We start from the raw sequence: 26,798 nt of genomic DNA on the forward strand, positions 1-26,798 counted from the left end.
AATAATTCATTTATTTTATACAACATTGAGAAAACTCCCCATATGATTAGATCTTACGAATTAGATTTTTGTGACTTAGAAATACATGATGATTATGTATTGGCCACAATGCACGAAGGAATCGTTGTTTCGGTTGAAAATAATGCTATCCTAATAAGAATAGCTGAGAAACATTTTAAAAACATTCCCTTTGTCTATATAACAAACCGAATTAATTCGTATTCTGTAGATCCAATTGTATATATCAAAACCGCAAAAATTCCTTCTCTTTTGGGGTTTGCGGTGGTATCAAATGATCCAATTCAAAAAACTCTAACCAAATACGAAAAGAAGTTCTTCAAAAAAGAATTTAAGAGATTTGATGATTTGGAATCAGCTTTAACTTGGAAAGATCAATTGATAAAAAAACATCCTTACAAAACTATAACTCCAAAGGACAAACAAAAAAAGAGCATCAAATGATGCCCTTTTTATAATTTTGTGCTTTTTTACTTTGCTATATTTACAGCCCTAGTTTCTCTTATCACTGTAATTTTAACTTGCCCTGGATAGGTCATATCCGTTTGTATTTTCTGAGAAATTTCAAATGATAAGCTAGCCGCTCTTTCGTCATTTACCTTTTCACTTTCAACAATTACACGTAACTCTCTACCAGCTTGTATCGCATAAGCTTTCTTAACTCCACTAAATCCAAATGCTATATCCTCCAGATCCTTTAATCGTTGGATGTAAGAATCTAAAACTTGTCTACGTGCACCCGGTCTAGCACCACTAATGGCATCACACACCTGAACAATTGGTGATATCAATGCTGTCATTTCGATCTCATCATGGTGCGCACCAATAGCATTACATACATCTGGTTTTTCTCCATATTTCTCCGCCCATTGCATTCCTAAAATCGCATGAGGTACTTCTGTTTCTGTATCTGGTACTTTACCAATATCATGTAATAGACCGGCACGCTTAGCTAATTTAGGATTGAGCCCTAACTCAGCTGCCATTACCCCACAAAGTTTAGCCACTTCTCTGGAGTGCTGTAACAGGTTCTGTCCATAAGAAGAACGGTATTTCATTCTTCCAACAGTTTTTATAAGTTCAGGATGTAATCCATGAATACCAAGATCGATAACGGTTCTTTTACCCACTTCTATAATTTCTTCATCGATCTGCTTTCTTGTCTTCTTTACTATTTCTTCAATTCGTGCCGGATGTATTCTACCATCAGTAACTAATTTATGTAAAGAAAGCCTAGCAACCTCTCTTCGTACAGAGTCAAAACATGATAAAATAATTGCTTCTGGTGTATCGTCTACAATAATTTCTACACCTGTAGCAGCCTCGATAGCTCTGATGTTTCGACCTTCACGTCCAATAATACGTCCTTTCACATCATCACTTTCTATATTAAAAACAGACACACAATTCTCAATAGCTTCCTCTGTACCGATTCTTTGGATTGTATTTATAATAACTTTCTTAGCTTCTTGTTGTGCTGTAAGCTTAGCTTCTTCTATGGTATCTTGAATTAAAGCCATAGAATCTGTTTTAGCTTGTTCTTTTAAAGATTCTATAAGCTGTTCTTTCGCATCATCAGCAGACAACCCTGATATTACTTCTAATTGCTGTACCTGACTTTTATGAAGCTTTTTCAACTCACCTTGTTTTTTCTCAAGATAGTCATTCCTATGATTATAATCTTTAATCTTCTGCTCTAATTCTGCGTTTAGCTTTTTGCCTTTAGAAAGTTCATTAGAAACCTGAGATTCTTTATCCCTTGTTCTTTTTTCGGCTTCTGCCATCTTCTTATCACGAGATAAAATTACTTTTTCATGCTCTGATTTAAGCTCTATAAATTTCTCTTTTGCCTGAAGAATTTTATCTTTTTTAATTGTTTCTCCTTCGCTTTTAGCATCTCTAATAATACTCTGTGAAGTCTTCTTTGCGTTTTTGACAATTTCTGAGGCTTTATTGCGCTCCAATACTTTAGCGATAATAAAACCTATCACTAAACCTGCAACCGCAGCAATAATCAAAAATATAATGTTATCCATAATTTTAGTTAGTGTTTATATATAAAAAAAGCCTGCACTAGTTTGGGTTTTGTATAAACTCTGTAAAAACAGGTTTAGGGCTAACAAGCTGGTCAAGGATCCGTGAAACTGAAACAATCAGCACGGCATGCTTTTACAACTTAAACTCACCCTTTTTAAAATAATTCTTGTTGAGTTTATCAAAAAATAACAACTAGTGCAGGCAGTAACCTTATTTATTTTAATGAACGTTTATGATAGGTGATCTTGTAACAAATCATTTAAGGCATTGAGCCTTCCTGTTACATTTATTTCATCACTATCTTTATCTATAACCTTTTGTTCTACTTGTGCAGCAAACTGTAAAGCACACATTGCTAATACATCCTGCTTATCTCTAACAGCATAACTTTGCTCAAATTGCTTTATCATGGCTTCAATCTTCTTAGCAGCTTTACGCAAACCTTCTTCCTGATCTGGCTTGATTGTTAATGGATATACTCTATCCGCAACTGATAATTTGATTTTTAATTTGTCTGCCATATTCTTTTATCACTCGGATAGCTGTGCTATACAGACATCTATCTCTCTTATTAAGGCATTTATTTTGAGCTTGGTTTCCCTTTTATATTCGTCACTGCCGAGCATTGCGTTAGCATTTTTGAGTGCACTGAATTTTTCTTCCCACTGCTTTAATTGATCGTTCTGAACTTCAGAATTAGATTCCAAATTCTTTATTTTTTCCTTAAGATTGGTATTTTGCTGCTTCAATAAATCGTATTTATGGAGCAGCTTACTAATCCTATTCTCAAGAGAATCAACAATTTCGATCAAATTACTCATTATAATTTTACGCAATACTTCGTTACACAAAGTTAACATACCAATTGAAAAAACCCAATAGTTTTTAAACTAATTTTAAAGGTCAAAGATCTGGTGAATCAAGTAATTAATTTATAGACTTTTAGTTTTTCATCCACCATCACTTTAATTTTAATCCTTAAATATTTACATTTACCTCCTATGCGAGTATTTACATTATTATTGACACTCAGTTTTACCATTGGGCACGGTCAAAAGAACATTCCTACCGATTATTTTTCAAATCCTTTGGATATTCCTTTAGCTTCTTCTGGTACTTATGGTGAGTTAAGATCTAATCATTTCCATTCTGGTTTAGACCTAAGAACTAATGGAGAAGAAGGCTTACCTGTATATGCAGCTGCCAGTGGTACTGTTAATAGGATAAAAATTTCTCATTTTGGATATGGAAAAGCAATTTATATCTCGCACCCTAATGGATATACTAGTGTATATGCCCATCTTCAGAAATTCGCACCAGAAATAGAAGCTTATATAAAGAAGCGACAATACGCAAAAGAATCATACGAAATAGAGCTTTTTCCAAAAGCTGGCACCTTGTCGGTTACCAAAGGTGAGGTCATGGCTTATAGCGGAAACACGGGAGGAAGCGGAGGTCCACACTTGCATTTTGAAATAAGAGATGCCAAAGCTCGTCCGATGAACCCAATGCTATTTGGAATAGATGTTAAGGACACTAAAAAGCCTACTATAAATAGTCTTTGGCTTTATAGTCTAGATAAAAATGCGCATATTAATGGAACTAAAAAACCCACGAAACTCAGATTAATTCCTTTAGAAAATGGAAATTTTAAAGCCGAAGGTGTTACTGCCATTGGAAAACTTGGTATTGGAGTATCCACGATTGACCAACAAAATCTTGCTGCTAATAAAAACGGAGTTTATAAAATCACTACCGAAATCAATGGTCAGGAAAACTTTTCAATGGAAATGAAACGGTTTTCTTTTTCTGAAACACGCTATATAAATCGATTAATAGATTACACCCATTACAAAAAGAACAAAAGCAAAATAATAAAATTATTTATTGAAAAAAACAATCCACTTAGCATTTATAATAACACTATTGACAAAGGTATCTTTCACGTCGAAGACAGCTTATCCTACACTGCAAAGGTATTTGTAAAAGATTTTAAAGATAATACTACCCAAATTAGTATTCCTATACAAGGAAGACAAATGGAAAAAATTATTGAAAAAGAAACTCCAAAAACTCCCTACCTTGTAAAGACTTCTGAAAACTTCACGCACAACTCCGGCATATTCGACCTATATATCCCCAAAGGTAGTCTATATGAAGAAGCTTACTTGGATATTAGTGTAAATGGGGACACTATTAAAATCCATGAAGATGAAATTCCATTGCATAAGAATATGACTATAGTATTTGATGTTTCCAACTATAGCGAAACAGATAAGAAAAAGTTATACATAGGAAGACTTGGTTATAACGATAAACATTATCATGTAAAAACAAATAAGAAAGGAAATCGATTTTCTGCCAGAACAAGAACTTTAGGAAGTTATTCATTATTCGCAGATACAGAAAAACCAACTATCGTACCTATTAATGTTTCTGACAAAAAATGGATATCAAAAGCCAATTTCTTGAAAATTAAAATCGATGATACAGATTCCGGAATTAAAAGTTATCGTGCCACGATCAACGGTAAATTTATATTAATGGAATATGATTACAAAACCGGAATGCTCGTTTATGATTTTAATGATAAAATAATTTCAGAGACAGAAAATAAATTCAAACTTATCGTGTTAGATAAAGTAGGAAATAATACTACTTTTGAAACAACATTCTTTAGAAAACCGTAAATACAAATACTCTTTGAAAAATCTACCCGTTCTTTTTGTTTTTCTTCTTGTTATTTTAAGTCATTCCATTATAGCGCAAGAAGCTGTTGTAAAAGGTGTGGTTCTAGACGAATCCAACAGACCTGTTGCTAATGCAAATGTATCTTATGAAACATCTGGCACCAAAACTGATGAAAATGGTGTTTATATATTAAGTATTCCAGCCAACAAAGATATTACCATCAAAATTAGTCACGTTGGACTCAAAGACATCACTTTTACTATTAACTTACAAGAAAACCAAGAATATGAATTGAATCCCGTGTTAAAGACGGAATTCGAACAAATAAGTGAAGTAATTATTACTGGAAGAGAACGAAAAGCCGTAGAAGGCATCACAACATTGGATCCAGAAACTATTCGGATTACTCCTTCTGCTAACGCTGGTGTAGAAGGACTTCTTAAAACACTGCCTGGAGTAAGCTCCAATAATGAATTAAGTACACAATATGCCGTACGAGGAGGTAATTTTGACGAAAACCTAGTTTATGTTAATGAAATTGAAGTATATAGACCTTTTTTAATTAGATCTGGACAACAGGAAGGTCTAAGTTTTGTAAATACTGATTTGGTAAGAAATGTAGATTTTTCAGCTGGTGGTTTCCAGTCAAAATATGGAGATAAATTATCATCAGTGTTAGATATTACCTACAGAAGACCTACACGATTTGATTTATCTGCTGATTTAAGTCTACTTGGAGGGAGCATATCTGCTGGAGGCATTACAAAAGACAAGAAATTTGCTGGTGTGGTTGGTGTAAGATATAGAGATAATAGCTTACTTGTTGACGCTAGACAAACTGAAACCAATTTTAGACCTCGATTTGCGGATGTACAAACCTATCTTTCTTATAACTTATCAAAGAAGTTTGAACTTGGATTTCTAGGAAATATAGCTATAAATAGATATGATTATGAACCACTTACCAGAAGAACCAATTTTGGGCCTATTACCGATCCAATTGCGTTAACTGTTTTTTATGATGGACAGGAAAGAGATCGTTATCAAACATACTTTGGGGCTTTAAAAGGAACCTATCAAGCGAATGAGAATTTGACATTGAAATTAATAGGGTCAGCATACCATACACAAGAACAAGAGTATTTCGACATATTTGCAGCTTATTTTCTCGGGACCGTAAATACTGATATTGGAGGTGAAAACCTGGGAGAAGCAGAATTTAATCAAGGTGTTGGATCACAACTAACTCATGCCAGAAATGATCTGGATGCGTTAATTTTTAATATAGAGCACAAAGGTACTTATATTGCTGATGAGCATCAATTTGATTGGGGTGTAAAATATACTTCGGAGGATATTAGAGACAGAATTCAAGAATTTGAAGTGATCGATTCCGCAGGGTTTTCGATCCGCCCACCAGGGACTTTTGTGAATGATCAACCTTATAATCCAAATGCAAGTCCTATTGTACCTTTTAGCAGTGTAAGAGCAACTAATATGGTAAATATTGACCGTTTTTCTGGATATGCTCAGTATAGTTTACGCACAAACGTTAAGGATCACGAAATTTGGGCTAATATAGGAGTTAGAGCTCATAATTGGAATGTATCAGGTGAAGGAATTAGCAGTTCTTCCCAGACAGTTTTCAGTCCTAGAGCACAAGTTGCTATCAAACCTGATTGGAAATCAGACATGATATTTCGACTTTCTGGAGGATGGTATCATCAACCTCCTTTTTACAGAGAATTAAGAGATCTCCAAGGAACTGTGCAACCCGATGTAAAGGCGCAACAGTCAATTCATATTGTTGCGGGAAATGATTACAGTTTTAATTTATGGAAAAGACCTTTTAAGCTTACAACGGAACTTTATTATAAAAAATTAACAGATGTCAATTCATACACTATAGAAAATGTTCGTATCCGATATAGAGCAAACAATAATGCCGAAGCTTATGCAGCTGGTTTTGATCTAAGATTAAACGGAGAATTCGTTCCAGGAACAGAAAGTTGGTTTAGTTTAGGCTTATTAAAGACTGAAGAAAACTTAGATAACAGAGGTTATATTGCTAGACCTACCGATCAAAGGATTAAGATTGGAGCATTGTTTCAGGATTATGTCCCGACGATTCCAAATCTAAAAGCGTATCTTAATCTCGTTTATCAAACTGGAGTACCAGGCGGCTCCCCTACTAATGCAGACCCTTATGATTTCCAAACACGTTTACGAGATTATAGAAGAGCAGATCTAGGGTTTTCTTATATTATAGTGGATAATAAAATTAGAAGAAAGGAAGGGAGTTTTTTCAATAACTTCAAAGACTTAAGTATTGGATTCGAAATTTTTAACCTTTTTGACAATCTAAATTCGATTACAAATACGTTTGTTAGGGATGCTGCTTCTCAGCGTCAGTTTTCGATTCCAAACTTCTTAACACAACGTGTTTTTAATGTGCGCTTAGGAATGAGGTTTTAGAATCTAATCTCAAAACACCTCTTTAACAAAAAATTAACTTTTACTAATAATAACAAATAATAATAATTGGAATGTTTCTATAGACAGGAATTCTCAATGTCTATAAAAAGTGGGATATTCTAATTTTATTAAATTTTTATTATGCAAAAGTTATTAAAGAACAATAGTTTTAAAGCTATTAGCAAAGCCTCTCAAAAATCTATTAATGGAGGTAATCTTAGCGCATGCGAGCAAGCAATTTCATTAGATGGCACTCTTTGTCTTTGCATTGGATTTGTACCAAAAGGTAATATTTGTGTTGCGGGCCCTGCATTATAACATTTTAAAAACAAAAAGGAGCGATGAGTCGCTCCTTTTTAATGTTTATTGTTTTTAAAAATTATTCTTCTACAAACTCTTTTAAAACCTCTATCACATAATCTACTTCCTCTTTGGTGTTATATTTAGAGAAAGAAAATCGGACGGAAGGCTTTTGCATATCTTCCTCTGATAAAATTTCTGCCAGTACATGAGATCCTTTTCCACTTCCACTTTGACAAGCGCTCCCTTTGGAGCAAGCAATTCCCTTAATATCCAATTGAAACAACAAAATCCCAGCTTTTTCTTGTGAGATAGGTAAGCATACATTAATTAAGGTATATGTACTATGTTCTAAATCACAACAATTCGCATTAAATTTAACCCCTAGTATTTGTTCTTTTAATTGATCAACAAAGTATTGTTTAAGATTTGAAACATACTGTTTTTCTTCAACCATATGTTCATATGCCAATCTTAAAGCTTCGTCCATTCCAACAATATTATGCACTCCTTCTGTTCCTCCACGATATCCTCGCTCTTGTTCTCCTCCGTAAATCAATGGCTTAAGTCCTGAATTCTTTTTTATATAAGCAAAACCTACTCCTTTCGGACCATGAAATTTATGTGCGCTTACCGCTGTAAAATCTACTTCTAACTCCTGTAGATTTACATCTAAATGACCAATAGATTGTACCATATCACTATGAAAAAGAGCTTCGTTAGCTTTGCATAACTCTCCCACCCTTTCAATATCCAAAATTGTTCCTACTTCATTATTCACGTGCATTAAGCTTACTAATGTTTTAGCACTAGCATCTGACAATAGTCTTTCTAAATGATCATAATCAATACTACCATCGGATTTTATATCCACATAACGAACATCTATAGCTGTATGAAGCTGTATTTCTTGTACAGTATGTAACACTGCATGGTGCTCAATTTTAGAAGTAATTATACGCTGCACTCCTAAATCTCTAACAGCACTATTTAAGGCAAGGTTATCAGCTTCTGTACCTCCAGATGTGAAAATAATTTCCGAAGATTTTACACCTAGATATTTAGCTATATTTTTTCTAGCCTGTTCAATGTGATTCTTTGCAGATCTACCGAATCCATGTGTAGAAGATGGGTTTCCATAATCTTCTCTTAACACGGTAGTCATTTTCTCAATTACTTCCGGACGTAATTGGGTAGTTGCAGCACTATCAAAATAAACCTTTTGCATTAAATTTAAAAATTTAGTTATTGACCAATAGAAAAATACGATAACCATACAAATAAGGACATCATTTTATCATATCCCTATTTTAAACAGCACAAATCTAATTCAAATAAAATTATTTTCCACACTGCTCGTTATAATCTTTCAATTACTTTATTTTTGCTCAGGTTTGTAAAAAATTAATCAAATCAGGAACATCTAACTATTTTAATCGTCTTTATAGCAAGTTCGTCAATTGGATTAAATATCTCAGACGTTTTAAAAAGGTTATTAATTCTAAATATTTAACGTGAAAAAAATTCTATCAGTTTTTATCTTTCTATTCATAATTTCTTGTGATGATGGTGATATTATCGTTACTAGTTTTGAATTTGATGATGTTAACCTACAACTTTGTGAGGGATCAGAACCTAACGAATTTGTATTTTTTAAAATAAACACTTCTGTTAATGAGGCGATTGCTTACCGTTTTATTAATGATACTTATTCTCAAACAACAGAAACGGAAAATGATATTATCATTGACCTAGATTTAGATACAAATAACGATCTTATTTATAGACAATTTAACACTGCTATTACTGCGGATTACTACTGTAATAATATCCCAAACAGCAATATTAGTGTTACTGATGAACTTATTGGAACAGGAGGACAAGCTATCATAACCAATGTGATTGTTAGTGAAGATGATAATGATGGTGTAGAATCAAATTTAGAAAGTCCTGACGGAATTGATCCAGAAGCTGATCCTGATGGAGATGGAGTACCTAATTACTTGGATGATGAAATGAATGACCCCGCAATCAGAAATGAAAATGCAACAGCCGATTCATTAGGTATAGAAGATAATTATGATTCTGACGGAGATCAGATCCCAGACTTTAGAGATCAGGATGATGATAATGATAACGTACTTACTAGTGTAGAGTTTCGTAACACAGATCCTAATAGCACTGAATTATTTGAAGATAGCGATGAAGATGGAATTCCTAATTATAAAGATATTGATGATGATGGAGATGGAATTTACACGATAAACGAAGACGTAAATGGAGACGGAGATCCGAGGAACGATGATACAGATGGTGATGGATTACCAAATTACTTAGATAAAGATGATGACAATGATGGTATAGATACAATTAACGAAGGGGCTAATCCAGATAATAACGGTAATCCTGTTAATGCTGTAGATACAGATGGTGATGGTTTTCCAGATTATCTGGATGATAATACTAGCGATCCAGTTATTGGCCAGGTAAACGTAAACGATGAGAATCTACCTGTATTAGACAATACGGTAGTTACCATTTTTAGAACTACAGTTACCATTACCAATTTAATTCTTAATGAGGAAAATGATCAGTTTACTGATGAAAATTTTTCTTTTGGTTTTAGAGATGAAACCGTATCGATAACTACTCCAAAAAATGATTAAAACAATGATTAAAAAAATAGCTGTATTAGTTTTAGCACTTGTTTTTATAGGTTGTAGCGAAGGAGATATTCTGGAAATTCCTTTAGACATTTTTAGTGACGACGAACTCCAAAATTGTTCAAACGAAAATGATAATACATTTGTTTTTTTCGTAATAGATGGTGACACAAACAGATCTCTTTCGGTAAATTTCACAGATTCTAATTTCGAAATCGAACCTGCAACTATTGCAGATATTTCGGTAGATGAGCCAATAGTTATAACTTTAAATACAACAACCAATCAATTACTGTACAGAGAATTCGACACAGTAATTGATGGCGACGATTATTTTTGCAATAGCGTACCGGTAAGCAATGTAAATGTAACACAAGAATTAATTAGCTCTAATGGAACCGTAGAAATCAGTTACACTCTTCAAAACACAACAGGTACCGAAACCATATATGAAAGAACTGTTACTCTAAATGATGTTACTTTAGAAGGTAATGGCATTGCGATTCGTAGAGAACTTTTAGTATTAGGAACTGACAGTGTCACAATAACAAACTAGAATTAACTTCTAGGGTTTTGCACAATATAAACTTCCATCGCTCCCAAACCATATTTTTTATAATCAGCATCGGAAATTCTAAGATTATCATAACGTCCAAACAGATATCGTAACTCCTCTTTTAGTACTCCTTGGCCTACCCCATGAATAAATACAACATTCGGGATACGTTTACTAATAGCAAAATCTAATTGTCGTTTCGCTGTATCTAATTGCAATGTGACCATATCATGATTTGACATCCCTTTAGTTGATTTCACTAATTTATGAATGTGCAAATCTACCTCCATAGCTGGAACATTTTTTTCTTTAGGCCTTGTTATATTCCTTTTGGGCTTTTTTCTATAGACCTCTTTATGCTGAAGATTTTTTTGAACCTCTTCGTAAGATGGCACTAAGGAGTTATCTGATTCTTCTAGAACCAGTTCATTCTTCATAAAATGCATATTAAATCCATCAGTAGAAGCTATCGTAATCTGATCTCCATTAATAGAAATTACCTTACCACTAATAGGTTCATCTAAAACCGATACAAAATCGCCGATCTTTATCATACTATTTTATTCTTCTTCCTCTGATACTTCCAATAATGTTCCATCTATTTCTTCAGACTTGCTAGAAACAGCAGTATTCACAATAAACAAACCAGTCATTAAACATACAATTCCAATAGCTTGCAAATAATAGTTCTTTACAGAAGATGCTAATTCTAAAATTAAAAAAATAGCTCCTCCAAGAATCAACACAATACTAAAAATTCTTTTAAGTTTTGTTTTATCCATATCGCAAAAGTATCAAATATTAGATTTTTTACACACATTAATTTATGGAATACTCAAATTGTGTATATTGTAGCTCTGAAACATTCGACACCCCTACGTTCTAAGTTTGTTTTTAATAAAATACTAATTATTAATTAAGTTTATATATATGGAAGCTAATCAACCAAGACCTAACAACCACCTAGCACTAGCAATCATTTCTACAATTTTGTGTTGTCTAATTACTGGTATTGTGAGTATTATTTATTCAACTCAAGTAAATACGAAATATGATGCTGGAGATTACGAAGGCGCTGTTAAAGCATCAAAAAATGCAAAACTATGGGCATTAATCGGCATTGGAGCTGGAGTAATATTCTTAGTTATATATTTTGCAATTTTTGGAATAGCTATCTTTACTGGAGCAAGTCAAGGTGCATTTTAAATTACCAAATAAATATTTAAAATATGGGTACTTGTTAGCGCTGGTACCTATATTTTTTTTGGTCAGATATTATCAATCACACGACCCAGAGGTTAATACTGGTGAAAGCTTTTTTCCTAGTTGTATTTTTCACTCTCTTACGGGGTATCATTGTCCCGGCTGCGGAAGCCAAAGAGCTATTCATGACTTATTAAACGGTCGTATACTAGCAGCACTAAAACACAACCTGCTTTTTATAATTCTTACTGTCGTTTTAGGAATTAAGGGATATTACTACATTTCCAAAGCTTTTTTTAAAAGAGAAGTAGTTGATTGGACCTATAATAAATACTTTTCAATTACTGTTTTTGTTTTGATAATTTGCTACTGGATCTTAAGAAACATAGCAACTCCTCCTTTTTGTCATTTAGCACCTTAAAGAATCATCTTTAATTATTTCGTAGTTGCACTAACTAAAAAAATCCCACCTTATGATGGGATTTTTAAAATTTAATAATAATGCTTTAAACAGTAACATTTTCTTTGGAAGATGCAATAACGGCTAAATTATAAATAACTAATCCAAAACCAATTTTATTGATCGCATCACCGATATTATAAACCACATCCATTGCTAGACCTCCAAAAATCCCTTCATACCATCCTGGAGTACCAGCCATATATCCAATCGGATAGATTGCCCAACCAACTAGCACGAACCAACATAGTGTCTTATGGGCTGCTAATACAGCACCACCAGCTTCTTGAGCTAGTTTCTTTGCGCGTCCTAACCAAATATCATATACAATTACAAAATAAGCTACTCCGGAAACAAGTCCCCATAACCAAGCTTGGTCTCGATAAACCGCTTCTCCGAAATAACCTGTAACTAACATAATTACTGAAAGAAATATCAATCTCCACATTAAAGATTTTTTAGCCCCAGCTGCCTTCAAAATGAGATAAAACTCCACGCACATCAAAGGTACCGTAAGTATCCAGTCTACATAACGGAAGAATGTTGGTGAATTTCCATGGGTATACCAATAATCCCTCATATACCAATAATGCACCGCTGCAATAAAAGTGATTAATGCAGAAACTAAAATGGAGGTCTTCCACTTTTTATCAAAGTTATTCATAGAAAAAAAGAAAAATACTGATGCTGCCATCATTGCCATACATCCAACAAAGAATGTAAAACCGACATAATCATCAGTTGCAATTTCCGGAGACAAAAACAAAGGTGTTAAAAAGTTTTTCATAGTATAATTATTTATTTTGTTTAACTAAAATTATGAAACATTAAACAAAAAATGTTTAACTTTATGAAAATTTTATTAAACAAAATGAAAAAATATAGCCGTTTTTTTACTGATATGAGAAATTTCATGTTAATTCTCACTTTTTTCTCTCTTTGGATTGCTACTTATTTTAGAGAAGAAATAGAAAACCTATTAGCATTTATATTAATAATGTCAATTGGCATATTACATGGTACTAATGATATAAAACTGATTGAGAAGGGGTCTAAAAAAAAAGTAAGTAAGAAGATTCTATATTCTTATTTATTATTTCTTTTGATAGGTGTTCTGCTTTTTTATTTCATGTCTCAATTTGCTTTATTGGTATTTATACTTTTCAGCGCCTACCACTTTGGGGAACAGCATTGGACTTCTAAATTTATTAAACGATCCCCTCATAAACCTTTATTATATATTTTTTATGGCATGGTTATTCTTGGAGTACTTTTTTTAAGTAATAATGTAGAGGTAACAAAAATCATTCATAACATCACAGGGATTAACATTTCAAAAAATGTGTATCTATATACATCTATGTTTTCCTTTGTAATATTTTTCGGGACTCTTATTACTTGCCTAAGGATGAAATTGATAAGAGTCAATATTTGGGAAGAATTGTTTTATTTATTATTATTTTACGTGATTTTTAACACTGCTTCTTTACTGTGGGCTTTTGCTATTTACTTCATTTTTTGGCATAGTATTCCATCATTAGCAGATCAAGTATATTTTTTATATGGAAATTATAAAAGGGAAAATTTTATTAAATATTTAAAATCCTCCCTTTTACAATGGACATTATCTATTATCGGTTTAATCACTATTTTTATAGCTTTTCAAAACCAAGATCGCCTTTTTATTTCAATATTCTTTACCTCAATCGCCGCAATAACATTTCCACATGTATGGATCATGTCAAAGCTCAATAAATAGAAAAGATAAGATATTATTCGAATTCTTTAAGTGTATTCTTAATGATATCAACACACTCCAGCAATTGCTCTTCATTCATTACTAACGGTGGTGCAAAACGAATAATATTACCATGAGTTGGTTTTGCCAATAAACCATTTTCTTTAAGTGCTACACAAATATTCCATGCTGTCTCACTTTCCTCATGATCATTAATTACGATCGCATTTAACAATCCTTTACCTCTAACTAAGGTAACTATATTTGACGTTTTGATATACTCGTTCATTTCTGTTCTGAATAATTCCCCTAATTCAAAAGCATTCTCCGCGAGTTTCTCATCTCTAACTACTTCTAAAGCTGCTACAGCTACTGCTGCAGCCACAGGATTACCACCAAAAGTACTACCGTGATTACCTGGCTTTATAACTTCCATAATAGTATCGTTAGCCAGTACACCTGAAACAGGATACGCTCCTCCACTTAGAGCTTTCCCTAAAATTAAAATATCCGGTTTTACATTTGGAGTACCTGAACAATTTTTATCACTACAAGAACAATTACCACAAGTTGCCAATAACCTTCCAGTTCTTGCGATACCCGTCTGTACTTCATCTGCTATGAACAAGACATTGTGTTTTTCACATAATGCTTTAGCTTTAGCTAAATAATCTTCTGACGGTACGTAAACTCCTGCTTCTCCTTGTATAGGTTCTACTAAAAAACCAGCTACATTTTTATTAGCCTCCAAAGCTTCTTCTAATTGCTTCAGATTATCATACGCTATCTTTATAAAACCTGAAGTATAAGGTCCGAAATTCTTTCTTGCTACCGGATCATTAGAAAATGATATGATAGTAGTAGTTCGACCATGAAAATTATTCTCACAAACTATAATTTGCGCTTCATTTTCATGAATACCCTTTTTCTCATAGGCCCACTTTCTACATATTTTTAAGGCAGTTTCTACAGCTTCAGCACCCGTATTCATTGGTAATAGCTTATCGAAACCAAAAAACTCTGATGCAAATTTTTCATATGCACCTAATTTATCATTATAAAATGCTCTCGATGTTAGGGTAAGTGTTTGTGCTTGTTCCATCATCGCTCCCACAATTTTTGGATGACAATGTCCTTGATTTACTGCAGAATATGCACTTAAAAAATCATAGTATTTCTTTCCTTCGACATCCCATACATATACCCCTTCACCTTTACTTAATACCACAGGTAAAGGGTGGTAATTATGAGCTCCATACTTGTTTTCTAAATCGATTGCTTGTTGAGAAGTTAATTTTTCTAAAACAGCCATTTTTAATAATTTAAATTGACAAAATAACCATTCCTTCTATACCTTTATCCTTTCGAAAAGACTCGAAAATTCAGCGTGGGAGAGAAATCATCCCTAAGAGAAGCGCAAATTACTAAATCTTTATGGATTATTTAATTTTCGTGTATCTACAGCATACAATTTTTAATTATTCAAAATAATAGATGATTTCCATGATTATTTTTTAATATCATCTTTTGAGGAAATACCATTCATTTCTTATTAGCTAAAGAAGAAATCTGTAGTTCTAATCTTTTAATTTCTCTAATCAAAGCATTCTTGTCTATTTGTAACCAGGAATATATTTTAAGCATTGATGCAACCATAATACTCAGCAAACCAGCTACACTCCATTTTATAAGCTCGTTAGTATTTTCCGTTTCTAAAAACTTTACAATACAATAAATAAATAGACCAAATGCAATCAAGTTAACGATATTCATTACGACAATGATCCACCTATTTTTGGTCTTATATAATCCTCCTATCATTTCAAAAATGGTTTGTTCGTCTAAATCATCATAGAATTTAGCTTCTTCCTCTGTAAGCATTTCTTTTATTAATTTATCAATATCTTCCATATCAGTATTCATTATTTTTGGTTTTTAAAATTGATTTTAATTTTTCTCTTGCGGTGAATAAGCGTGATTTTACAGTTCCTAAAGAAACCCCTACAATCGTACTTATCTCCTTTATACTATACTCTTCTTTGTAAAAAAGATTTAAAATCATCTGTTGTTCAATAGATAACTTTTTAATTGCCCTTTTCAATAATTGTTTCCTATTTTCAGATTCATCAATTATCTCATATTCCAAAATTGGAGTATTTACTTCTTTCGAATAGGAATCTAATACTTCTTTCTCTTTCTGATTTTTACGTAGCCAATCAATAGATTTTCTGTTTACTATAGATAATGCCCAGCTACCAAAACTATTTGTATTCTTAAGATCTGATATTTTTAAAAAAATCGTGTTCCAACAATCTTGGGTAATGTCTTTAGAAATATGCATATCTTTTACATACCAATTCGCTTGCTTACACAATCTCTTATGCCACCTTTTTACAAGAATTGTAGCCGCCATCTTATCTCCTGATTGACATCTCAAAACCAATAAGGAATCAAATATTTTATCAGCATCTTTCATGGTAACCTTTATACTATAGACGTAGAAATAAATTTTAGGTTCATTTTTTTTAATCTTTTTATAAGATATGTTGAATATTTAATAAGTATATGGTTTCTATTCTTATTTTTGCGCTATGGCCAGAAAGAATAGAAAGAAGGTTTTTGAAAACATAGAAGTGATCGATGCTGGTGCAAAAGGAAAAAGCATCGCCAAAGCTCCAGACGGGAAGATTATATTTTTAAACAATGCAGTTCCTGGAGATATAGTCGATATTCAGACTATCAAAAAACGAAAAGCTTATTATGAAGGATCTGCTACAGTTTTTCATAAAAAATCTGAAAAAAGGGTTACTCCTGCTTGTAAACATTTTGGAACTTGCGGTGGATGTAAATGGCAATTCATGGCATACGAACATCAATTAGCCTATAAAGAACAGGAAGTGGTTAACAACCTAACAAGATTAGGAAAAATTCAACTACCTGAAGTTACCCCTATTTTAGGGTCTGAAGATCAATTTTTTTATAGAAATAAAATGGAATTCTCCTTTAGTGACAGCAGATGGTTAACACTAGAAGAAATACAAAGTGATACAGAAATTGAAAATAGGAACGCATTAGGATTTCATATTCCTGGAATGTGGGATAAAATCTTAGATATAGATAAATGCCACCTACAAGAAGACCCTAGTAACGCTATAAGAAATAAGATTAAAAATTTTGCTACGCAAAATGACCTTACTTTTTATAATGCCAGAAACCAAAAAGGGTTTTTGAGAACCTTAATGATGCGTATAGTTTCTACTGGTGAAATAATGGTATTAATTCAGTTTTTTTATGAAGATATAGAAAAGAGAACCTTATTACTAGATTATATTATTTCGGAATTTCCAGAAATCACATCGTTACAATATGTTATTAATACTAAAGGCAATGATACTATTTATGATCAAGAAGTGATTTGTTATCACGGAAAAGATCATATAGAAGAAGAAATGGAAGGACTTCGTTTTAAGATAAATGCTAAATCATTCTATCAAACGAATTCTAAACAAGCCTATGAATTATATAAAATCACTCGAGATTTTGCTGGTCTTAGCGGAGAAGAATTAGTTTACGATTTATATACAGGTACAGGAACTATAGCTCAATTTGTAGCTAAAAAAGCTAAGAAAGTTGTTGGTGTGGAGGCTGTACCCGAGGCAATTGAAGATGCTAAAGCAAATGCAAAACATAATGGAATAGACAATGTAGAGTTTTATGTAGGGGATATGAAAAAGGTATTTACAGCTCAGTTTATTGCAGCACATGGACAACCGGAAGTTGTAATCACTGATCCTCCTAGAGATGGGATGCACAAGGATGTCTTAGGACAATTACTAAATATATCACCAAATAAAATAGTATATGTAAGCTGTAATAGTGCAACACAGGCAAGAGATCTGTCGTTATTAGATAGCATGTATAAAGTTACCAAAATACAACCTGTAGATATGTTTCCACAAACACATCATGTGGAAAATGTGGTTTTATTAGAAAAAAGATAGAAATGAAATTATATAAAACTATTACTATAATAACTTGCTGTCTTAGCATTATGCATCTCTGTTCTAGTTGCGAACGTGATGATATCTGTGCAGAAGACACACCTACTACTCCTTTCTTGATAATCAAATTTATGGATTTCGATACTCCTACCGATATTAAACAACCCGATGAACTTCAGGTAAAAGCAGAAGGTTTTGAGAATATTATCACCTATGAAACAAATCAAGATTCTATATTGATCCCACTACGTACAAACGCTTTATTAACCAATTTTGAATTAACTATTAATTCCGATACTGAAGATGGCGGTGATGATCCGAATACAGATGTAATAAATATTGTTTACGCACCTGTAGAAGAGTACGTTAGCAGTGCTTGTGGTTTTAGAGTAATATACAATGAACTTGGAGAAAACCTAATACCAGAAGGTGATCAGAATTGGATTAAAAATATAATAATAGAAGAACCCGATGTTATCGATGAAACAAATGCGCATATACTTATTTTTCACTAGCATCCTAATTTCAGGTATTATTTATTGTCAGGAAGAACCGAATCTTACTGCAAGAGATACTTTGCCTCCATCAGAAAAATATGGTTTAAGATTAGGCGTAGACATAGCCCGATTTATAAGAACTGCTGTAAATGATGATTATTCAGGATTTGAAATCAATGCAGATTATAGAGTATATAAAAATTATTATATCGCTGCTGAAATAGGTAATGAATCTCTACTAAGAGATGAAACTAATATAAATGTAGAAGGATCCGGAAGCTATGTGAGATTAGGAATTGATTATAATACTTATAAGAATTGGTATGGCATGCAGAACAGTATTTATGCTGGGCTTAGATATGGATTTTCAACTTTCGACCAAACACTTAATGACTATAATATATTCACTGGTACTGATTTTTTTGATACTCCTGATAATCTAGAAAACTTCAGAAGTGAAGGAAGAGAGTCCACGGGCTTAACAGCAGGCTGGATCGAATTGGTATTAGGTCTTAAAGTAGAACTATTCAAAAACATTTATTTAGGTGCGAATGTATCTTTAAGAAGAATTGTAAATGAACAAGATCCCACAGGATTTGAAAATTTATTCATCCCTGGATTTGGAAGAACTAATGATTTCAGTGAATTTAATGTTGGATACACCTATACAATTAGTTATTTAATCCCATTTTATAAAAAGAAGAGGTAATCTAGTTTATATCTATTTTTGGAATTTTGCTTTTTTACTCCCGGCATACATTTCATATTTCACCAAGCGAGATTCTAATTTACCGTTAAACACCTTTATTTTTCTCGAAGGTCGAAGTCCCACATATTTTAAAGCTTCGAGATTAGAAGTAATAAACCAAGCATTGGTATTTGGATATTCTTGTTTTAATGTATCCCCTATTTTACCATAAAATTCTTCTTCATTAAGTTCTAAACGTTCTCCGTAAGGAGGATTAAAAACCATATGCAATTTATCTTCTACTTCTTTAGAACTTTCAAAGAAGTTTTGATTTTCTATAGTTACAAAATCCGAAAGATTAGCGTTTTGTACATTCTTTATTGCTTTTCTTAATGCAGAAGGTGCTTTATCAAAACCAACAATTTTATGTCGAAACTCTCTGGTCTTATTTAGGCAAGCAGCTTCTATTTTTTCAAACAAATCCATATCCCAATCCAACCACTTTTCGAAAGCAAATTCTTTACGGTTTAGATTAGCGGGAATATTACAGGCTATCATAGCGGCTTCTATAACAAGTGTCCCACTACCGCACATTGGATCTAAAAAATCAGATCTTCCATCCCATCCGGAAAGCAATAACAAACCAGCTGCCAACACCTCATTAATAGGCGCTATATTTGTTGCCGTTCTATATCCTCTATGGTGTAATGATCCTCCAGAACTGTCTAATGACACAGTACATAAATCCTGCTGTATGTGTATATTGATAGTTAAATCTGGATAATCTGTATTTACATTAGGTCGTTTGCCTTTTTCCTTTCTAAATTTATCTACAATTGCATCTTTAGACTTTAGGGAAACAAATTGAGAATGTCGAAAAATCGTTGAATTCACCGTAGTATAAATTGCAAAAGTATCATTTTCATTCAAATATTCTTCCCAACGAATAGATTGTATAAAGTTATATAAATCTCTTTCATTCCGAATTTTTTTGGTGCCGATTGGTTTTAAAATTTTTAACGCAGTTCTCGAACAAAGGTTTGCCTTATACATAAATCCTTTATCACCGTAAAAACTAACCATTCTGTTCCCTACTTGAACTTTTAGAGCTCCAAGATCCCTAAGCTCCTGTGCTAATATTTCTTCAAAACCAAAGAAGGTTTTGGCTACCATTTTAAATGAATTGCTCACTATCTTCTAATTCGCTATTATTAAACGGCAAAAATACATTAATTTTGCGCCCTATGCTAAAAGATTCTACAATGTGGTATGCATCTTGGTTTGATACACCATATTATCATATATTATATAAAGATAGAGGTCATGAAGAGGCGCAGCAATTCATGGATAACTTAAGTAATTATTTAAATCTAGAACCTGGAGAAAAATTACTTGATCTTGCCTGCGGAAAAGGAAGACACAGTATCTATCTGAACCAATTAGGATATGATGTTACAGGAGTAGATCTCTCAAAAAACAGCATAAAATATGCTTCTAAATTTGAAAACGAAACATTGAGATTCAGAGTTCATGATATGTCTAAACCTTATCATGAAAAGTTTTCTGGAGTTTTTAATCTATTTACTAGTTTTGGATATTTTGAAAAAGAAGAATGCAATCTAAATACAATTAAAGCTATAAAATCAAATTTAAACGAAACTGGATTTGGAGTAATTGATTTTATGAATGTAGAGTATGTTATTGATCATCTTGTTCCGGAAGAAACTAAAGAAGTATCAGGAATTACCTTTCATATAAAAAGGTATGTAGAAAAAGGATACATCCATAAAGAAATTAGATTCGAAGACAATAATGAAGATTACTTCTTTACTGAAAAAGTAAAAGCAATAACATTAGAAGATTTTAAAGCATACTTTAGCGAAGCTAAAGCAGATTTAATTGATATTTTTGGGAATTACCAACTCCAAAAATTTCACAAAACTAATTCTTCTAGACTCATTCTTATTTTTAAATAGTGTATCACCACATTTTTTCCATATTAGCAGTTTTTGTAGGGTCTTTAATTGTATATATATTTAAACCCAGTAATCAGAAAAATCTAAAATTACTTTTAGCATTTAGTGGAGCTTTTTTATTAGCAATTACTATATTTAATTTATTACCTGAAGTTTTCGAAGATCATCAGCATGCCAAACAAACAGGGGTTTGGATTATGATAGGGATTCTACTTCAAAAAATATTGGAGTACTTTTCGAAAGGAGCAGAACACGGACATATACACCTACACAAAAAGACAACAAGAATCCCTAAGTTATTATTTATAAGTTTGGGAATTCATGCACTTCTAGAAGGTTTTCCTATTCATCACACCGAAGGAATACTTGTGGGAATTATAGTTCATAAAATCCCTATTGCTATGATTCTAACCACCTTTTTAATTAATACTCAAATAAAAAGAACTACTATAATCGGCTTACTTTTTATTTTTGCTTTAATGACTCCTTTAGGAACATTGATTTCAGAACATTTTGAAGCCGTACAAAAATATTATAAGGAAATCACTGCTCTTGTAATTGGTATTTTTTTGCATGTATCTACAACCATATTATTTGAAAGCAACGAAGGCCATAAATTTAATATTACCAAATTAATGGTTATTTTGGCAGCAACCGCTAGTGCTTATTTCATTTAGGATGTTTAGTAAAGAAGAATCAAAAAAAATAAGACAAGAATTTTGGACCACTTTTGGTACCGAATATCCTAGAAAATGGTTATTATATAATACCAAAATCAAAGACGTAACACTAAAGTTTACGTTTACTACCAAAATCGCTCAAGTATCTATTGACATTGAACCCTATGATGATCTTATTCGGGTATATTATTATGATAAATTTTTAAGTCTAAAGAATATTCTTAAAGAAGAATATATAAGTAACATTATCTTTGATGAACGATATATTCTAGAAAACGGTAAAGTAATTTCTAAAATATATATCGAGTTACTAGGTGTAAGTATTCATAACAAAAAAACATGGGAAACAACAATGAAGTTCCTAAACACTTACATGGACAGACTTGAAAACTTCTTTTTAGAATACAAGGATATTATCCAGGATTAGCATTATAATACTTTTACACCTCTTTTTGTAACAAATTTTAATTTTTCGTGCTAAAATTTTAATAAATTATCATTTTAGAAAGTTTTTCATACCTTACGAGTAACTAAAACACAAACTCAATAATTATGAAAAACTATGTTAACTCCATAGCAATCGTGCTATGCTCATTTTTATGTCTTCAATGTACTAAAGAAAATAGCTCTCCCGAAGCTCAAGAAATCGGTCTAGAAATACAAAATGAAGATATGCTATCTGGTAAGTTAGACACTAACAATAGCACTATCGAATATTCTGTAAAAGCAATATCTGAGCTCGAATTTAAAGTATCAATATCTATTGACAAAAAGAATATTGAAGCTCTTATTAATTTTGGTAACGAAAATATGAGTATAGATGGACACGACAATAATTTTTCTGAATCTCAAAAAGAAGCATTACTTAATACAGGAAAAATCATCTCCGAGTATTTACTAGATTCTAAAAAAGGAAATATTTCAATGACAGAGTATACCTTGCTAACATTAATGGAATATTGGGGTAAATCACCTGTTGGGTATATCTATTCAAAAAGGAGTATTCAATCACCATCAAATTCTATGAATCTAAAAAATAGAAATGAAGGAATCACTTGTATCCGTAAAAACACATATGTAACCGCAGAATATGATGATTCTAGCGGTAGTCATAGAGATCGTGTAAAAGTCGGAAGTAAACCAAGAAGAAACTATGGTTGCATGGGAAGATGCGGAGCTGATTGTGGAAGATGGTGGATTCCTAGTGCCTGGACAAAAGATTGTATGGATCATGATCAATGCAGTAATGTGAATAACGCAAGTGGTGGAAGCAGTGATCGTAATTGTGGTGATGAGTTTAATGAAGCAGCCGATGATTATGTATTTGGTGTCATTCGAGGATGCAGAGGATAAACTTCAATTATAAAATACTATTACTATATCAGGCTTAAATTTGCCTGATATAGTGCTATCTTAGATAACGAATTTCCAAATAAACATGAAGTGAAAAACGCTTCCAGCCAAAACAAAAAAATGCCAAATCACATGATTATAATTTAGCTTTTTAACCGCATAAAAAATGATCCCCACAGTATAAGCTAAACCTCCGTAAATCAAATACATGACTCCATTTTTACCAACTATTTCTGTAAGTTGTGAAAAATCTATTACAATTAACCATCCCATTAACAAATACAGAAGAACCGATACAACTTCATATTTACCTGTAAAAAATAATTTCAAAATAGAACCCAATACAGCTAGTGACCAAACTAAGATAAAAAGCAGCCATCCCTTGCTACTTATCAAGGCTATTAAAGTTACGGGAGTATAAGTTCCTGCGATTAACAAGTAGATCCCAATATGATCCATAACTCTCAATTTATTCTTGAGATTAAGATCTGTTATATAATGATATAAAGCGGAGGAAAAATAAAGAACAATTAAAGAAATACCATATAGGTAAATTGAAAATCTGCTGAACTGTGTTTTACTATTGTCATAATATATTAATACAAAGAGACCTAATATTGCCATTATAAAACCTAAACCATGGCTAAGCCAATTCCACCTTTCTTCTAAATCAGATTGCTGTTTCATTAAAACAAAAATAAAAAAGTGATTTGTACTTACTCAAATTTATTACTTGTAAATAATGATTTAAAATGTAAGAATATACCTATTTTAAGGATATCAAAACGTAATAAAATACACTTTAACCGTATTTAATTAGTATTTAAACCGTTATTTTGTTTTTTTTAACTATATTTGATTGCCCCAAAATCTGTTATAAACAATGAAAAGTACTAAAATAGCTCAGTATTTTATATGTTTCGTATGTATTAATCTATTTCATTCTGCCCTATACGCAAATCAATATGAGGAGATGTCATTTTCCGAACTTACCTGTATCATTACAGATACCGAAGAACATTTAAACTCTATTGGAAGGGCTAATGGTGTAATGATAATTGAAAGGATTATCGATGTTTCTTCTAAGTTCAATAGTCAACAAGAGTATTATATTAAAGGGTATGCTTACAATTTATTAGGTAATATCTATTATTCAAACAAAGAATACAAAAAAGCCCTAAAAGAATACAAAGTTGCTGAATTATTTATAAAAGAATTAAAAGATAATTCTGAACTTACCATAGAAGTAAACAACAATCTTGCATTAGTATATCTCGAAGGCTTTAATAAACCAGGTAGAGCACTAAAAAGAATCAAAGAAATTTACAAATATTCAGAAGATTTAGACATGCATTCTTTGCATGTAGTGGAACTTAATTTGGCAAACATTTATCTAAAGACAAGAAATTACCGAAAGGCGTATACTCTATTAGAAAAGTGTCAAAAATACTTTAAGACCAATTCTCAATATCCAGTAAACCTGCTAACCACCTACACAAGGTTTGGAGAATATTTTGTAATTCACAAAAATTATAGTAATGCTATACGTTATTTCGAAATGGCCGCGTCCATTGCCGAAAAGAATAAAATGTTTAGACAGGCTATGACTGTTTACAAAAAATATGAAGAGTTGCTGGTTAAACTAGGAAGACAAGATAGGGCTTACGCTATTCTTAAAAAGTATACCACGCATCATGAAACGGCATTAGAAATAGAAAAATTAGAAAATAATGAGTTTAAAGAAAAACTAGTCGTTAGTAATAAAAATAATACCATACAAACCCAAAAAGCAAAACAGTCCCAAAACATTTCAATTTTTACATTGTCTTTATTAGTATTATGTCTTATTCTATTTTGTTTCTTTATCTATAATCATAGAAAAACAAAGGTTTTAGGTGAATCATTAGCCATTAGGAATAAAGAACTTAAAATTTCCAAAGAAAAGTCCGACAGATTAGCCGCTGTCAAAACAAAGTTTATTTCTACTGTAAGTCATGAGCTTAGGACTCCGTTATACGGTGTAGTTGGTTTATCCTCTATTCTTATGGAAAGAATTAAAGATGAAGAGAATCATAAATTCATAAAACTCATGAAATTCTCAGCGGATCATCTATTAAACCTTATTAATGACGTGCTACAAGTAACAAAAATGGAATCTTATGAGATTACCTTAGACAAGACTAGCTATAATATAAAAGGATTAGCAGATGATATTAAAAACTCATTTGAATATCAAGCAGACAAAAACGGAAATACACTACACTTAAATTTTGATGAAAACATTCCACATCATTTAATAGGTGATCAAGTAAGATTATCCCAAATTTTTATTAATCTTATTAGCAACGCTAATAAATTCACAAAAAATGGAAACATATGGCTAAATTTCATCAATCCGATTGTAAAAAACAACAAAGTATCAATCAAATTTGAAATAAAAGATGACGGAAGAGGTATTCCATTAGACAAACAAGAAATAATATTTGAAAAATTCTCACAAGCAGATGCTAAAGATCATACTACAGGTACTGGTTTAGGTTTACATATTGTGAAAAACTTGGTTAATCTACATGGTGGTGATATAAAAATCAAAAGTACTCCAGGTGAAGGTACTACGTTCTACTTTACCGTTGATTTTGAAATTGATACCACTAAAGAAAATGTGAGCCCTATTGATAAACAGAAAGAATGTATACCACTTCTAAATAAAGAAGATTATAAAATCCTTATCGTTGAAGACAATAAAATAAACCAGATTGTTACCAAAAATGTTCTTAAAACAAAAGGATACCCTTCGGAGATTGCTGACGATGGTCTTATTGCCACACAGATGGTTAAAGAAACCCATTACGATCTAATTCTTATGGATTTAAACATGCCAAATATGGGAGGTATGGAAGCAACAAAAATAATAAGAACATTTAATCCTACAGTTCCTATTATAGCATTAACAGCATCTGATACACAAGACACCGTACAAGCCATATTAGACTCCAACTCTGGTTTCAACGATTTCCTTAGAAAACCTTATAAAAATGAAGAATTCTTTCACAAAATTGAAACAAATCTAAATGGAGAGATTTCTAAAGCCTCCTAAGTTATATTATAATCGCTTCAAAGGTATTAGCTACTGGTTAATATTCTCTTTTAAAAGTCCAAATTACATTACAATTTGGGCTTTTATTTTTGAATAAAAATCATACCTATATTAAGCACACTACAGTATTCTAATTTAAATTGATAGCTATAAAATATAAACCATACACTCTTTAATTTGATTAAAAAATGTTGTTTGTTGCTATTAACAGTAGGTATTATTTATTCTCTAGAGCTTCAGTTTACTTCATAAAAAAACCCTTCATTGTTATAATGAAGGGTTTTCAAGGAAGGCGGCGACCTACTCTCCCACGATTGTAGTACCATTGGCGCTAACGGGCTTAACTTCTCTGTTCGGAATGGTAA

Annotated in this window: 29 protein-coding genes, 1 rRNA gene and 1 other RNA gene; 17 read left to right on the top strand and 14 right to left on the bottom strand. The window is 32.1% G+C overall.

From position 1 onward, the window contains the following. Positions 1–42: 42 nt before the first annotated feature. Positions 43–462: a hypothetical protein gene (locus tag ABD077_RS14215; protein WP_343912951.1), complete on the top strand. Its 420-nt coding sequence runs from the start codon at positions 43–45 to the stop codon at positions 460–462. 26 nt (positions 463–488) lie between these two features. Here ABD077_RS14215 and rny read toward each other — a convergent pair whose 3' ends face one another. The 4 genes from rny to ABD077_RS14235 all read right to left on the bottom strand — a co-directional run bounded on the left by rny (position 489) and on the right by ABD077_RS14235 (position 2,876). Then, positions 489–2,054: a ribonuclease Y gene (gene rny / locus ABD077_RS14220; protein WP_343912952.1), complete on the bottom strand. Its 1,566-nt coding sequence runs from the start codon at positions 2,052–2,054 to the stop codon at positions 489–491. A 55-nt stretch (positions 2,055–2,109) separates the two neighbouring features. Then, positions 2,110–2,230, bottom strand: a non-coding RNA gene (ssrS, locus tag ABD077_RS14225) — 6S RNA. A 55-nt stretch (positions 2,231–2,285) separates the two neighbouring features. Beyond that, positions 2,286–2,576: a cell division protein ZapA gene (locus ABD077_RS14230; RefSeq protein ID WP_299600118.1), complete on the bottom strand. Its 291-nt coding sequence runs from the start codon at positions 2,574–2,576 to the stop codon at positions 2,286–2,288. Between the two features lie 9 nt (positions 2,577–2,585). After that, a complete protein-coding gene (locus tag ABD077_RS14235) occupies positions 2,586–2,876 on the bottom strand; it encodes a hypothetical protein (RefSeq protein WP_425545867.1) in 291 nt (96 codons plus the stop codon). Positions 2,877–3,056: 180 nt separating this feature from the next. Between ABD077_RS14235 and ABD077_RS14240 the strand changes: the two genes are divergently transcribed. From ABD077_RS14240 to ABD077_RS14250, 3 genes are all read left to right on the top strand, one after another. Further along, on the top strand, positions 3,057–4,745 hold the full coding sequence (locus tag ABD077_RS14240) for a M23 family metallopeptidase (protein ID WP_343912954.1): 1,689 nt from the start codon (positions 3,057–3,059) through the stop codon (positions 4,743–4,745). Positions 4,746–4,758: 13 nt separating this feature from the next. After that, positions 4,759–7,221, top strand: a complete 2,463-nt coding sequence (locus ABD077_RS14245; protein WP_343912955.1) for a TonB-dependent receptor — start codon at positions 4,759–4,761, stop codon at positions 7,219–7,221. A 141-nt stretch (positions 7,222–7,362) separates the two neighbouring features. After that, positions 7,363–7,539 (top strand): hypothetical protein, encoded by a 177-nt coding sequence (locus ABD077_RS14250; protein ID WP_343912956.1) that lies wholly within the window; start codon positions 7,363–7,365, stop codon positions 7,537–7,539. Positions 7,540–7,600: 61 nt separating this feature from the next. On the opposite strand, the gene ABD077_RS14255 is transcribed toward ABD077_RS14250, so the two are convergent. Beyond that, entirely contained in the window at positions 7,601–8,749 is a 1,149-nt protein-coding gene (locus ABD077_RS14255) for a cysteine desulfurase family protein (protein ID WP_343912957.1), read from the bottom strand. A 286-nt stretch (positions 8,750–9,035) separates the two neighbouring features. On the opposite strand from ABD077_RS14255, the gene ABD077_RS14260 reads away from it, so the two are divergent. Together ABD077_RS14260 and ABD077_RS14265 are read left to right on the top strand one after the other, a co-directional pair. Beyond that, entirely contained in the window at positions 9,036–10,187 is a 1,152-nt protein-coding gene (locus ABD077_RS14260) for a hypothetical protein (RefSeq protein WP_343912959.1), read from the top strand. 4 nt (positions 10,188–10,191) lie between these two features. Next, positions 10,192–10,740, top strand: coding sequence for a hypothetical protein (locus ABD077_RS14265; RefSeq protein ID WP_343912960.1), 549 nt, complete (start codon positions 10,192–10,194; stop codon positions 10,738–10,740). A 2-nt stretch (positions 10,741–10,742) separates the two neighbouring features. On the opposite strand, the gene ABD077_RS14270 is transcribed toward ABD077_RS14265, so the two are convergent. Both ABD077_RS14270 and ABD077_RS14275 read right to left on the bottom strand, forming a co-directional pair. Beyond that, positions 10,743–11,294, bottom strand: a complete 552-nt coding sequence (locus tag ABD077_RS14270; RefSeq protein ID WP_343912961.1) for a Smr/MutS family protein — start codon at positions 11,292–11,294, stop codon at positions 10,743–10,745. Between the two features lie 6 nt (positions 11,295–11,300). Continuing rightward, complete coding sequence (locus tag ABD077_RS14275; RefSeq protein ID WP_343912962.1) at positions 11,301–11,522, bottom strand: hypothetical protein; 222 nt, start codon at positions 11,520–11,522, stop codon at positions 11,301–11,303. Between the two features lie 148 nt (positions 11,523–11,670). On the opposite strand from ABD077_RS14275, the gene ABD077_RS14280 reads away from it, so the two are divergent. Further along, the gene (locus ABD077_RS14280; protein ID WP_343912963.1) at positions 11,671–11,946 is read left to right on the top strand and encodes a CD225/dispanin family protein; all 276 of its coding nucleotides are present in this window, start codon (positions 11,671–11,673) and stop codon (positions 11,944–11,946) included. Next, entirely contained in the window at positions 11,936–12,364 is a 429-nt protein-coding gene (locus ABD077_RS14285; protein WP_343912964.1) for a DUF2752 domain-containing protein, read from the top strand. The genes ABD077_RS14280 and ABD077_RS14285 overlap by 11 nt, the downstream gene beginning before the upstream one ends. An 85-nt stretch (positions 12,365–12,449) precedes the next feature. Here ABD077_RS14285 and ABD077_RS14290 read toward each other — a convergent pair whose 3' ends face one another. After that, positions 12,450–13,190 (bottom strand): bacteriorhodopsin-like, encoded by a 741-nt coding sequence (locus tag ABD077_RS14290; RefSeq protein WP_343912965.1) that lies wholly within the window; start codon positions 13,188–13,190, stop codon positions 12,450–12,452. A gap of 63 nt (positions 13,191–13,253) precedes the next feature. On the opposite strand from ABD077_RS14290, the gene ABD077_RS14295 reads away from it, so the two are divergent. Further along, positions 13,254–14,162, top strand: a complete 909-nt coding sequence (locus tag ABD077_RS14295) for a Brp/Blh family beta-carotene 15,15'-dioxygenase (protein WP_343912966.1) — start codon at positions 13,254–13,256, stop codon at positions 14,160–14,162. Positions 14,163–14,175: 13 nt separating this feature from the next. On the opposite strand, the gene rocD is transcribed toward ABD077_RS14295, so the two are convergent. The 3 genes from rocD to ABD077_RS14310 all read right to left on the bottom strand — a co-directional run bounded on the left by rocD (position 14,176) and on the right by ABD077_RS14310 (position 16,617). Further along, entirely contained in the window at positions 14,176–15,453 is a 1,278-nt protein-coding gene (gene rocD, locus ABD077_RS14300) for an ornithine--oxo-acid transaminase (RefSeq protein ID WP_343912967.1), read from the bottom strand. Positions 15,454–15,683: 230 nt separating this feature from the next. Then, positions 15,684–16,064 carry a DUF6768 family protein gene (locus tag ABD077_RS14305; RefSeq protein WP_343912968.1) on the bottom strand — a complete coding sequence of 127 codons (381 nt, stop codon included), beginning with the start codon at positions 16,062–16,064 and terminating at the stop codon, positions 15,684–15,686. After that, positions 16,054–16,617: an RNA polymerase sigma factor gene (locus ABD077_RS14310; RefSeq protein WP_343912969.1), complete on the bottom strand. Its 564-nt coding sequence runs from the start codon at positions 16,615–16,617 to the stop codon at positions 16,054–16,056. The genes ABD077_RS14305 and ABD077_RS14310 overlap by 11 nt, the downstream gene beginning before the upstream one ends. A gap of 115 nt (positions 16,618–16,732) precedes the next feature. Here ABD077_RS14310 and rlmD point away from each other — a divergent pair, with 115 nt between their 5' ends. The 3 genes from rlmD to ABD077_RS14325 are packed head-to-tail and all read left to right on the top strand — an operon-like array spanning position 16,733 to position 19,348. Continuing rightward, the gene (rlmD, locus tag ABD077_RS14315) at positions 16,733–18,142 is read left to right on the top strand and encodes a 23S rRNA (uracil(1939)-C(5))-methyltransferase RlmD (RefSeq protein WP_343912970.1); all 1,410 of its coding nucleotides are present in this window, start codon (positions 16,733–16,735) and stop codon (positions 18,140–18,142) included. Between the two features lie 2 nt (positions 18,143–18,144). After that, on the top strand, positions 18,145–18,657 hold the full coding sequence (locus ABD077_RS14320; protein WP_343912971.1) for a DUF6452 family protein: 513 nt from the start codon (positions 18,145–18,147) through the stop codon (positions 18,655–18,657). Continuing rightward, on the top strand, positions 18,632–19,348 hold the full coding sequence (locus ABD077_RS14325; protein WP_343912972.1) for a DUF6048 family protein: 717 nt from the start codon (positions 18,632–18,634) through the stop codon (positions 19,346–19,348). The genes ABD077_RS14320 and ABD077_RS14325 overlap by 26 nt, the downstream gene beginning before the upstream one ends. Positions 19,349–19,360: 12 nt before the next feature. On the opposite strand, the gene ABD077_RS14330 is transcribed toward ABD077_RS14325, so the two are convergent. After that, the gene (locus ABD077_RS14330; protein ID WP_343912993.1) at positions 19,361–20,500 is read right to left on the bottom strand and encodes a THUMP domain-containing class I SAM-dependent RNA methyltransferase; all 1,140 of its coding nucleotides are present in this window, start codon (positions 20,498–20,500) and stop codon (positions 19,361–19,363) included. A gap of 71 nt (positions 20,501–20,571) precedes the next feature. Between ABD077_RS14330 and ABD077_RS14335 the strand changes: the two genes are divergently transcribed. The 4 genes from ABD077_RS14335 to ABD077_RS14350 all read left to right on the top strand — a co-directional run bounded on the left by ABD077_RS14335 (position 20,572) and on the right by ABD077_RS14350 (position 23,336). Further along, positions 20,572–21,303 carry an SAM-dependent methyltransferase gene (locus ABD077_RS14335; protein WP_343912973.1) on the top strand — a complete coding sequence of 244 codons (732 nt, stop codon included), beginning with the start codon at positions 20,572–20,574 and terminating at the stop codon, positions 21,301–21,303. Beyond that, complete coding sequence (locus ABD077_RS14340) at positions 21,303–21,980, top strand: ZIP family metal transporter (RefSeq protein WP_343912974.1); 678 nt, start codon at positions 21,303–21,305, stop codon at positions 21,978–21,980. The genes ABD077_RS14335 and ABD077_RS14340 overlap by 1 nt, the downstream gene beginning before the upstream one ends. Before the next feature lies 1 nt (position 21,981). Then, positions 21,982–22,410 carry a DUF4268 domain-containing protein gene (locus tag ABD077_RS14345; RefSeq protein ID WP_343912975.1) on the top strand — a complete coding sequence of 143 codons (429 nt, stop codon included), beginning with the start codon at positions 21,982–21,984 and terminating at the stop codon, positions 22,408–22,410. 125 nt (positions 22,411–22,535) lie between these two features. Further along, entirely contained in the window at positions 22,536–23,336 is an 801-nt protein-coding gene (locus tag ABD077_RS14350) for a DUF8213 domain-containing protein (protein ID WP_343912976.1), read from the top strand. A gap of 60 nt (positions 23,337–23,396) precedes the next feature. Here the strand turns inward: ABD077_RS14350 and trhA are convergent, their stop codons facing one another. Next, complete coding sequence (trhA, locus tag ABD077_RS14355; protein WP_343912977.1) at positions 23,397–24,023, bottom strand: PAQR family membrane homeostasis protein TrhA; 627 nt, start codon at positions 24,021–24,023, stop codon at positions 23,397–23,399. A 196-nt stretch (positions 24,024–24,219) separates the two neighbouring features. Between trhA and ABD077_RS14360 the strand changes: the two genes are divergently transcribed. Then, complete coding sequence (locus ABD077_RS14360; protein ID WP_343912978.1) at positions 24,220–26,433, top strand: ATP-binding protein; 2,214 nt, start codon at positions 24,220–24,222, stop codon at positions 26,431–26,433. Positions 26,434–26,720: 287 nt separating this feature from the next. Here the strand turns inward: ABD077_RS14360 and rrf are convergent. Further along, positions 26,721–26,798, bottom strand: a 5S ribosomal RNA gene (rrf, locus tag ABD077_RS14365); the annotation flags it as partial.

Origin of the sequence: Aquimarina litoralis, from assembly GCF_039523995.1 — a bacterium.
Classification (GTDB): domain Bacteria; phylum Bacteroidota; class Bacteroidia; order Flavobacteriales; family Flavobacteriaceae; genus Aquimarina; species Aquimarina litoralis.

What these genes read in the sequence shown, in the direction of transcription:
- ABD077_RS14215 (WP_343912951.1), top strand. Translation starts at nt 43, where the DNA reads ATGATTAGATCTTACGAATTAGATTTTTGTGACTTAGAAATACATGAT.
- rny (WP_343912952.1), bottom strand. Translation starts at nt 2,054, where the DNA reads ATGGATAACATTATATTTTTGATTATTGCTGCGGTTGCAGGTTTAGTG.
- ABD077_RS14230 (WP_299600118.1), bottom strand. Translation starts at nt 2,576, where the DNA reads ATGGCAGACAAATTAAAAATCAAATTATCAGTTGCGGATAGAGTATAT.
- ABD077_RS14235 (WP_425545867.1), bottom strand. Translation starts at nt 2,876, where the DNA reads ATGAGTAATTTGATCGAAATTGTTGATTCTCTTGAGAATAGGATTAGT.
- ABD077_RS14240 (WP_343912954.1), top strand. Translation starts at nt 3,057, where the DNA reads ATGCGAGTATTTACATTATTATTGACACTCAGTTTTACCATTGGGCAC.
- ABD077_RS14250 (WP_343912956.1), top strand. Translation starts at nt 7,363, where the DNA reads ATGCAAAAGTTATTAAAGAACAATAGTTTTAAAGCTATTAGCAAAGCC.
- ABD077_RS14255 (WP_343912957.1), bottom strand. Translation starts at nt 8,749, where the DNA reads ATGCAAAAGGTTTATTTTGATAGTGCTGCAACTACCCAATTACGTCCG.
- ABD077_RS14265 (WP_343912960.1), top strand. Translation starts at nt 10,192, where the DNA reads ATGATTAAAAAAATAGCTGTATTAGTTTTAGCACTTGTTTTTATAGGT.
- ABD077_RS14270 (WP_343912961.1), bottom strand. Translation starts at nt 11,294, where the DNA reads ATGATAAAGATCGGCGATTTTGTATCGGTTTTAGATGAACCTATTAGT.
- ABD077_RS14275 (WP_343912962.1), bottom strand. Translation starts at nt 11,522, where the DNA reads ATGGATAAAACAAAACTTAAAAGAATTTTTAGTATTGTGTTGATTCTT.
- ABD077_RS14280 (WP_343912963.1), top strand. Translation starts at nt 11,671, where the DNA reads ATGGAAGCTAATCAACCAAGACCTAACAACCACCTAGCACTAGCAATC.
- ABD077_RS14290 (WP_343912965.1), bottom strand. Translation starts at nt 13,190, where the DNA reads ATGAAAAACTTTTTAACACCTTTGTTTTTGTCTCCGGAAATTGCAACT.
- ABD077_RS14295 (WP_343912966.1), top strand. Translation starts at nt 13,254, where the DNA reads ATGAAAATTTTATTAAACAAAATGAAAAAATATAGCCGTTTTTTTACT.
- rocD (WP_343912967.1), bottom strand. Translation starts at nt 15,453, where the DNA reads ATGGCTGTTTTAGAAAAATTAACTTCTCAACAAGCAATCGATTTAGAA.
- ABD077_RS14305 (WP_343912968.1), bottom strand. Translation starts at nt 16,064, where the DNA reads ATGAATACTGATATGGAAGATATTGATAAATTAATAAAAGAAATGCTT.
- ABD077_RS14310 (WP_343912969.1), bottom strand. Translation starts at nt 16,617, where the DNA reads ATGAAAGATGCTGATAAAATATTTGATTCCTTATTGGTTTTGAGATGT.
- rlmD (WP_343912970.1), top strand. Translation starts at nt 16,733, where the DNA reads ATGGCCAGAAAGAATAGAAAGAAGGTTTTTGAAAACATAGAAGTGATC.
- ABD077_RS14320 (WP_343912971.1), top strand. Translation starts at nt 18,145, where the DNA reads ATGAAATTATATAAAACTATTACTATAATAACTTGCTGTCTTAGCATT.
- ABD077_RS14325 (WP_343912972.1), top strand. Translation starts at nt 18,632, where the DNA reads ATGCGCATATACTTATTTTTCACTAGCATCCTAATTTCAGGTATTATT.
- ABD077_RS14330 (WP_343912993.1), bottom strand. Translation starts at nt 20,500, where the DNA reads ATGGTAGCCAAAACCTTCTTTGGTTTTGAAGAAATATTAGCACAGGAG.
- ABD077_RS14335 (WP_343912973.1), top strand. Translation starts at nt 20,572, where the DNA reads ATGCTAAAAGATTCTACAATGTGGTATGCATCTTGGTTTGATACACCA.
- ABD077_RS14345 (WP_343912975.1), top strand. Translation starts at nt 21,982, where the DNA reads ATGTTTAGTAAAGAAGAATCAAAAAAAATAAGACAAGAATTTTGGACC.
- ABD077_RS14350 (WP_343912976.1), top strand. Translation starts at nt 22,536, where the DNA reads ATGAAAAACTATGTTAACTCCATAGCAATCGTGCTATGCTCATTTTTA.
- trhA (WP_343912977.1), bottom strand. Translation starts at nt 24,023, where the DNA reads ATGAAACAGCAATCTGATTTAGAAGAAAGGTGGAATTGGCTTAGCCAT.
- ABD077_RS14360 (WP_343912978.1), top strand. Translation starts at nt 24,220, where the DNA reads ATGAAAAGTACTAAAATAGCTCAGTATTTTATATGTTTCGTATGTATT.